The organism is Paenibacillus ehimensis NBRC 15659 (assembly GCF_004000785.1).
Lineage (GTDB): Bacteria > Bacillota > Bacilli > Paenibacillales > NBRC-103111 > Paenibacillus_G > Paenibacillus_G ehimensis.
In genome coordinates this window covers 1-2,453 of sequence record NZ_BILX01000165.1, presented here as the reverse complement: position 1 = coordinate 2,453, position 2,453 = coordinate 1, and the positions used below count along the sequence as shown (strand labels likewise).

The following is a 2,453-nucleotide window of genomic DNA, read 5'->3' as shown; positions in this document are numbered from 1 at the left end:
CTTTTACTTTGCAGCTAGAGGAGTGGGATCGGATTACACGAGTGATAAGGGATGGACGGAATGGAATGACCAAGCAGGCAAGATAGGAACGAAAACGATTGTATTTACAACTGGAGATAGGGAGGATTACTTCCTGATCTGGGGTATTCATAACGGTGGGGCTTTATCTTTGGATGATATTATAATCGAAAAAAATAAGTATCAGTATGACCAAAATGGACGTTTAATTAAATTCATTTCACCGAACCAGAGAGAAATCAAATATGACTATGATCTCAATGGGAATATAATTCGTCGAAAAGTGGAGTAGAAAGTATTATATATATTACAAATATGATAGTCCTAAATAAATTATTTTTTATGTTTGTTTAATCGTGCGGGCTAAAACCAGTAATAGCTCAAGCCATTTAAACTGTAGTACCACTAATATATCTATGAAAGGAACGGAAAAGGTCTATCGGTTTTCGATTAACAAGTAAATGAATGAGGAACATTATAATTTGTGTCTTCGTTCTCTTGCTTTCCTAACCAATCACGAGCATTAATGCATCTACAATAAACGACTTCGAAAATAGTGGCTTGCTAAAGTATTCTTACGAGAAAAAACGGGAAATTGGTCGATGTTGTTAGTTCTATCGATTATAAAGATAACCAGAGATTGCGGTTGTCTTTTACCATTTCTGTTGTATACAGGAAACATTGATGGAGATATAATTTAACAGCAAGAATGTTCTTGATAACTCCGACGCATGATGAACTGGTCGTCAAAATATATTAAATTGGAGGTTTATATGAAAAGAATCATCTCCTCGTTACTAAGCCTGATCCTTTTCTTTTCTTTAATCACACCTACGCTTGCCGCAGAGAAAGATTTTTTTGGCTTAATCTTTACAAGCTTTAAGTCGGACGTCTCCAAGGGCAGTTCGGTAACGAATGCTTCATCGTTAAATGGAGTTTTAACCGATAAGATTGGCTCAGCCATCGGCGCCATCAATTCTATAGCTAGTATTACCGATTCCGTATATGGTTCGGTGTACAATTCCGTTTATCGAGCCAAAAGGTCATTGGCAGCGGGGCAAATTGTTGAACCGGTGAATCTTAAGCCGAACGACGCTCCTTATCAAATTCACTCAGAATACGACTCCATTTCTACCGTATCCGGCGACCTCTCAATACGAACGACGGATATGACGATTACAGGGAAAAATGGATTGTCATTTTCCCTAACCAGACAATACAGCGCCGCTGAGTCCACGATGTACGTAATTGGGGGAGAGAAAAGTGATACCATATCTCGGCGAGTAGCTCCTATAGGCGTAGGATGGAGTTGGGATCTTCCTCGGCTCAGTAATGGCAATTTAACTTTAGGCCATCGCTTAGGAAGAGGCACGTACCCTATAAATTCATTTGCCTTAGAAGAACATTATGATCATCGTCACCAATACCGAGGAGTAGGATATCCTTGGAATGATGTAATCAGAAAGCACGGCGAGGGAATAGTGAATCTGGAGGGATTATCGTATTACTTTGATGTACGTGACGGTTGGTTGGTTCAAATCGTTGATAAATATAACAATAAAATCGATTTCACTTATGCCTTTGTAGGTGACTGGGGAGAAAAGGTACTGAAAAGTATTTCGACAGAAGGGGACGAAACGATTAATATTGATTATCACTCGTCCGGTATAACCTTAACGAAAGGGAATCAAAAGGTAGAGTATAAATTATCTACTTATATAGAACCGATAAATGGAAGAGAGGTAAAACGCTTAACGAGCATTATTGACGCCGAAGGCCGGACGACAACCTACAATTACACGGAGAAGCCAACTAATTATGGTCGTAATATGAATACGCGTCCTTTACTCCTGACGAAGGTTAACCATCCTACCGGAGCAAGTAGCGTGTATACTTATGAGGATGAACCGATTCTGAGATGCCAGTTCCCGAGGTGGGGAAACGAACAAAACTACCGAATAAAGGGGAAATCTATAGAAGTTAAGCAGGAAGATGGTTCCATTAAGACATTCAAACAAGAAAGTTTCAGATATGAAGGAGATGTAGGCGGTTTTTGTGAGAGCGATTTTAGTTTTTATGTTTACCACGATGATGGGTTAACACAAACGAAGTATACAAACAAGAGGGATAATTTAGACAGGATGACTCAACCGCCTGAAACACCGCCTTTCATTTACCAAACGAACATCACCAAAACATCAATTCGAAACGGCGTAACATACACCGTCTCAACGGATCAGCAATACGATGAGGCACGGCATCTTCCGTACCCCAACAAAGTGACAACGACTTATTCGGCTCAGGGGCAATCCTATACAACGAGTACTTCCCGGGAATTTGACCTCTATGGCAACGTACTATGGTCGACCAATCCTATGGGCATCACAACGAACTACAATTACGACCCGAACACGCACTTGCTTAGCAGCATAACA

1 protein-coding gene and 1 pseudogene are annotated in these 2,453 nt (G+C 40.2%); both read left to right on the top strand.

Annotation, left to right across the window (positions count from 1 at the left end):
* A pseudogene (locus PEH01S_RS34060) lies at window positions 1–310 on the top strand (hypothetical protein); the annotation flags it as partial.
* A gap of 481 nt (window positions 311–791) precedes the next feature.
* Window positions 792–2,453 (top strand): hypothetical protein (locus PEH01S_RS34055; RefSeq protein ID WP_164828150.1); only part of this gene is annotated, 1,662 nt, incomplete at its 3' end.